This window comes from Priestia sp. P5_B4 (genome assembly GCF_056400385.1).
Genome location: NZ_JBFULJ010000257.1, coordinates 1 through 4,811 on the forward strand (window position 1 = coordinate 1; position 4,811 = coordinate 4,811).

The following is a 4,811-nucleotide window of genomic DNA, read 5'->3' on the forward strand; positions in this document are numbered from 1 at the left end:
GTCCCTGATAGATGATAAAAATTCCCTCTCTATACTAGATAAAGAGGGGATATAGCACGTCATAAAATATGTAGAAACATTAAAAGTACATGCGCAGATTCCCAATAAATCGGTAAAGAAAATAGCATGAAAAACCGATTAAGATACATCCTGCCGCAATCGAAACCCATTTAATATAAAACTGATTCAGTACTTTTCTAGTTCCAGAGACAATCGTCATTAAGCCTAGGTCATGAATTAAAATCCCTGTTAATATTCCGGCAGCAATCAGCAGGAAATGAAAAGAATGAGAGGATTGAAGCGAATTGGTCAGCACCGTTCCAAACACGCTGAGCCAAAAAATGAGATTGCTAGGAGAAATCGCAACAAAGATCCCGTTCACATAAGAAGAGGCAAACGACTTTTTTACGTGTTCTCCAGGAGCTGTTATATCACGGTCGGCATGTTTAATGCTGTCATAGCCAATATAAAGTAAGAAAAGCGCTCCTATAAGCCACATGATAAGCTGTATAAAAGGAGCCGATAAAACAGAAGCCAGTCCAGAGTAAAGAAGCACAATTAATAATAAATCAACCGTCATCCCTCCGAGTCCGACAACCCATCCGTGAAGAAACCCGTTTTTTAAACCTTGTTTTGTCATTTCAATTGTCACCGTACCAACGGGAAGGGCAATCGAAAGACCGAGCAGCACATTTGTTAAAAATAACGTCACCAAAAACAAAACCTCTTTCAATCTTGTATCTGCTATCGTTTTCCGTTTAAGTGGTCTTTCATTATATAAAAATATGTAATAAAATTCAATATTATGTATAAAAAAACATATGATGAATATAAGAGGAGGAAAAAGTAAATGAAATTAATTTGTGAATCGTTGGAAAAAGAGGACTACACGCAAGAACTTCCAGAAGTGAACTTTACACATCCTTTGATTCAGCAAAAGGTTCGCGAACTCAAAAACGGCTTGCCTMATTCTTCCCTAGCGTACATAAAAAAAGCATATKAGTTTGTGAGAGATGAAGTATCTCATTCCTGGGATATTCAAAGCAAAATCATCACGAAAACCGCTTCAGAGGCTTTAAAAGAAAAGGAAGGAATTTGTTACAGCAAGTGTAATCTATTAGCTGCTTTGCTTCGTGCAGAAGAGATTCCGACAGGCTTTTGTTATCAAAGACTGATACTTGGAGATACGTTAGACACCGGCTACTGTATTCATGCGTTAAATGCTGTCTACATCAAAAGTGAGGAGAAATGGATTCGATTAGACGCGAGAGGAAATAAAGAGGGAGTGCAGGCCGACTTTTCACTAAAAAAAGAAAAACTGGCTTTTCCAGTAAATCCTGCACAGGGTGAAGTAGACTATGCGACTATTTATACGAAACCTCGTAAAGAAACAATGGACGTTTTGTCTCAGCACGAAGACTGCCAGGATATGTATTTGCACTACTTGCCTACCGAGCTATAAAAAGAGGCTGGGACAAACGTATTTTAGTTGAAGGAAGATCCGAACGATGAATGGAGAACCTTAATAGAGAGTTAAATTCGTTCGGATTTTTTATTGATAGTTTCATGTATGTGGCTGCTTCTAGCTGGTGATTGGAGGACAAGACGAAGACTCCTGCAGGAAAAGCGGAAGTGGTGAGACCCCGCAGGAGCGGAAGCTACGAGGAGGCTCAGCGGCCGCCCGCGGAAAGCGAAGTCTTGCACGGAAATCAGCAGCGGTGTAACAAGCAGTTCAGCTCATTTCTCCAATTTGTTCGTCTTTAACTGGAATTAGTATGCTATCTCTTCACCATTTTAAACGCTTTCCTGCACGGTGGCTGACGGTCTTTTAAACGCAGCAACAAACCACACAATATTCGTAATCAGCAAGCCTAAACAAGAAATCATTATTCCTATAATTGAAGATAAACTTCCTGAGAAATCTTCTAATCCGAATAAAAACAGAGCCGGCATCAGTAATAGAGTACTAGCAGCGATTAAAAGGCCGATGCTGCAAAAAGCGGCCATGATAAATTTTAAGAAATTGATTCCCAACATATAAAAAGCTAACGGCAACAAATATAAAAACAGAATCATGCCAAGAGATAACCACAGCCCTGTTGAGCCGAACGTATTAACGTTGGGACCTGAATTTGCTAGAGGAGAAAGCGAACCAAGAACTAAAATGAAGCAGAAAAATAGGGCAGAAAGCAAAGTGGTGACTATCACACTATTTTTTGCTGTAGAATTACGCATTGTTTTTTAGCCTCCTTTCTAATAAATAAGTGTATGGATTAATTTTACAATACAAAAGTTTGGGAATCACCAGTTTTTACAAAAACCTTTGGTAGGTTGGATAATAATGAAGAGAAGCCGGGTTAAGATAATACACGTGTACATATTTTTTATGTGGACCTGGATAGTGGGTTTCATGCCAGTATTGCGCCAGTATTGTTTGAATGGGGTGCGAATGAGGGGCTTCGCCGTAATGTCCGTAGTAGAGACCGCTGCCTGAATAAGGAGAATACATAAAATCACCTGCCTGTTTAAATGAATGTGTTACACGGTATGTTTTTGTATTGAATAACGTTCTTGCAGAATGTAAAAAGGGCACAAATAGGTCGTTTGCTGTATAAATGCCTCATTCCAGTAAAAAAGACCTCTAAAAAAGAGGTCATAAGCTAAGCATCTGTATGTTCTTCACTTGGATGTCTTTGAAAATCCAAAAAACGAGTTCCTTGAAACGTCAGCATTCCTTCATCGCCTTCTGCTAGCATGCCGTATTCGCGGCCTGAAACAGTAAATTCAGAGCGGTCGGTGCTTTCAAATTGGAAGGTTACGTAGTAAGTTGTAGACGTGTGAGAGTGATGATGTTCGTGAGCGTGACCGCCATGGCGGTGGACGTTTGTCCGTTTGCCCGTAATTTTTGTTTTTACAGATAGACGGGGAGACTGCTCATTTTTACTCCAAGTGCCGATTCCTTTAAAAATAGAAAATAGAAAAATACCAATAATAATAACAAAAAACAGCATCACCAACGCAGGCATTCCGTTAAATAACGCGTCGTCTGGAAAAAAAGCGCCTCCGCTTACGTCATCGGGCACATCACCTTCAAAAACAATGTCATCTCCGGACGGATCATCTTCAAATATCATTTCATCTTCAAACATTCGTATTCCCCCTTACTATAAATACGATTACTGAATGGAAAAAGTTTCATCTTTATAGTAGGCTTATGATAGGATAGCTAGTTACTATTCATACATATGAGTGAACAAGGAAAAGGAGAGATACACATGGGGAAATACAAAGTTGTTATGTCTGGAAAAACGTGGCCAAATGCTTACGAGAAGCTAGCGGAGCACTGCGATATTCAAATGTGGGAAGGAGAAGGAAAGATTCCACAAGAAACGCTGCGCGACTGGCTTCGTGATGCCGACGGCTTTTTTAATATCGGCCACATCACAGTGGACGAAGAGCTGTTAGAAGCAGCGCCGAATCTGCGCGTTATTTCTCAATCAGGCGTCGGTTATGACAGTGTAGATGTCGAAGCATGCACCAAAAAAGGGGTGCCGTTTAGTAATACGCCAGGCGTGCTAGTAGAAGCAACGGCAGACTTAACGTTTGGTCTCTTGCTGTCGGCAGCTCGCCGCATTCATGAAGGCTATGAAAAAGTGAAACAAGGAAACTGGGAAACGGTATTTGGCGTTGATTTATTTGGAAAAACGCTTGGTATTGTTGGAATGGGCGATATCGGAAGCGCCGTTGCCAGACGAGCAAAGGCATCGGGCATGAACATCGTTTACCACAACCGAAGCCGCAAGCATGAAGCAGAAAAAGAGCTTGATGCCGTATACCTTTCATTTGAAGAGTTGCTTCACACAGCTGACTGTATCGTATGCTTAGTGCCGCTTTCAAATAAAAGCAAAGGCATGTTCGGAGAAGCCGAGTTTAAAGCTATGAAAAACAGCGCGTATTTTGTGAACGCAGCGCGCGGGGGATTAGTGGATACGGAAGCACTGTACGAAGCGCTGAAAAATGAAGAAATTGCGTATGCCGCACTGGACGTAACAGACCCAGAGCCGCTTCCGGCAGATCACAAGCTGCTGCAGCTTTCAAACGTGTTAGTAACACCTCATATTGGAAGTGCTACGTACGAGACGCGCAATCGTATGGCAGATTTAGCCGTCCAGAACCTGCTTTTAGGTCTTGAAAAAAAGCCTTTAGTGACGTGTGTGAATGAAGAAGTGAACTACAAGTAAGGAGAGATTTTTTGTTAAAAGCATTACAGCTTATTTTTTCAATTATTACTGTTGGACTGGCTCTTTATATCATGCTCACTCACAGTTACCAGTTCCTTTCGTTTTTAAATATACTTTTAGGTTTAACGATGCTAGTTTTAGGAGCAATCGAGTGGCAAAAAAGAAAGAAAACCAGCGCATGGCTGTTGTTTTTAGTTGCGCTGTTTAGCTGGTTTGTCGGTATTTATGGCATGATGATTTAAAAACGCTTGGCAAATGCCAAGCGTTTTTTTTAATGTACTTCCAGCTGTGCTTCTAACACTTTTTCAATAACGGAAGCTACTCCGTTTTCATCGTTTGTTAATGTAACGTCATCAGCTAGTGCTTTAATTTCCGCGTGCGCATTTGACATAGCGATTCCTTTTCCAGCCGTTTGCAGCATGGATACGTCGTTAAAGCTGTCTCCAATAGCAATGGTATCATGAAGAGAGCCGCCGAGCTCTTTTACAACGTATGTTAATGCGATTCCTTTTGATGCGTCTTTGTGTTCAAGCTCGAAGTTATGATCAGCCGAAGATACAAGCGTCATGT

At 41.0% G+C, this 4,811-nt stretch carries 9 protein-coding genes; 4 read left to right on the top strand and 5 right to left on the bottom strand.

All coding sequences use genetic code 11. The annotated features are described in order from the left end of the window. Positions 1-79 precede the first annotated feature (79 nt). On the bottom strand, positions 80-712 hold the full coding sequence (locus AC1DRF_RS16905; RefSeq protein WP_477741215.1) for a LysE family translocator: 633 nt from the start codon (positions 710-712) through the stop codon (positions 80-82). 138 nt (positions 713-850) lie between these two features. On the opposite strand from AC1DRF_RS16905, the gene AC1DRF_RS16910 reads away from it, so the two are divergent. Together AC1DRF_RS16910 and AC1DRF_RS16915 are read left to right on the top strand one after the other, a co-directional pair. After that, positions 851-1,462: a transglutaminase-like domain-containing protein gene (locus AC1DRF_RS16910; protein ID WP_477741209.1), complete on the top strand. Its 612-nt coding sequence runs from the start codon at positions 851-853 to the stop codon at positions 1,460-1,462. Positions 1,463-1,593: 131 nt separating this feature from the next. After that, positions 1,594-1,764, top strand: coding sequence for a hypothetical protein (locus AC1DRF_RS16915; RefSeq protein WP_477741216.1), 171 nt, complete (start codon positions 1,594-1,596; stop codon positions 1,762-1,764). Between the two features lie 30 nt (positions 1,765-1,794). Here the strand turns inward: AC1DRF_RS16915 and AC1DRF_RS16920 are convergent, their stop codons facing one another. The 3 genes from AC1DRF_RS16920 to AC1DRF_RS16930 all read right to left on the bottom strand — a co-directional run bounded on the left by AC1DRF_RS16920 (position 1,795) and on the right by AC1DRF_RS16930 (position 3,149). Beyond that, on the bottom strand, positions 1,795-2,235 hold the full coding sequence (locus AC1DRF_RS16920; RefSeq protein WP_477741210.1) for a DUF5391 family protein: 441 nt from the start codon (positions 2,233-2,235) through the stop codon (positions 1,795-1,797). 76 nt (positions 2,236-2,311) lie between these two features. Then, the gene (locus AC1DRF_RS16925; RefSeq protein ID WP_477741211.1) at positions 2,312-2,593 is read right to left on the bottom strand and encodes a hypothetical protein; all 282 of its coding nucleotides are present in this window, start codon (positions 2,591-2,593) and stop codon (positions 2,312-2,314) included. 67 nt (positions 2,594-2,660) lie between these two features. Continuing rightward, positions 2,661-3,149, bottom strand: a complete 489-nt coding sequence (locus tag AC1DRF_RS16930) for a DUF2500 domain-containing protein (RefSeq protein WP_477741212.1) — start codon at positions 3,147-3,149, stop codon at positions 2,661-2,663. A 126-nt stretch (positions 3,150-3,275) separates the two neighbouring features. Between AC1DRF_RS16930 and AC1DRF_RS16935 the strand changes: the two genes are divergently transcribed. Then, the gene (locus AC1DRF_RS16935; RefSeq protein ID WP_477741213.1) at positions 3,276-4,241 is read left to right on the top strand and encodes a 2-hydroxyacid dehydrogenase; all 966 of its coding nucleotides are present in this window, start codon (positions 3,276-3,278) and stop codon (positions 4,239-4,241) included. Positions 4,242-4,252: 11 nt separating this feature from the next. After that, entirely contained in the window at positions 4,253-4,483 is a 231-nt protein-coding gene (locus tag AC1DRF_RS16940) for a YczI family protein (RefSeq protein ID WP_097822950.1), read from the top strand. 29 nt (positions 4,484-4,512) lie between these two features. On the opposite strand, the gene AC1DRF_RS16945 is transcribed toward AC1DRF_RS16940, so the two are convergent. Continuing rightward, on the bottom strand, positions 4,513-4,811 hold a 299-nt coding region (locus AC1DRF_RS16945; protein ID WP_477741214.1), incomplete at its 5' end, for an HAD hydrolase family protein.

Excerpts from the sequence above, each read along its gene's own strand:
- AC1DRF_RS16930 (WP_477741212.1), bottom strand. The coding sequence starts at position 3,149 with ATGTTTGAAGATGAAATGATATTTGAAGATGATCCGTCCGGAGATGAC.
- AC1DRF_RS16935 (WP_477741213.1), top strand. The coding sequence starts at position 3,276 with ATGGGGAAATACAAAGTTGTTATGTCTGGAAAAACGTGGCCAAATGCT.
- AC1DRF_RS16920 (WP_477741210.1), bottom strand. The coding sequence starts at position 2,235 with ATGCGTAATTCTACAGCAAAAAATAGTGTGATAGTCACCACTTTGCTT.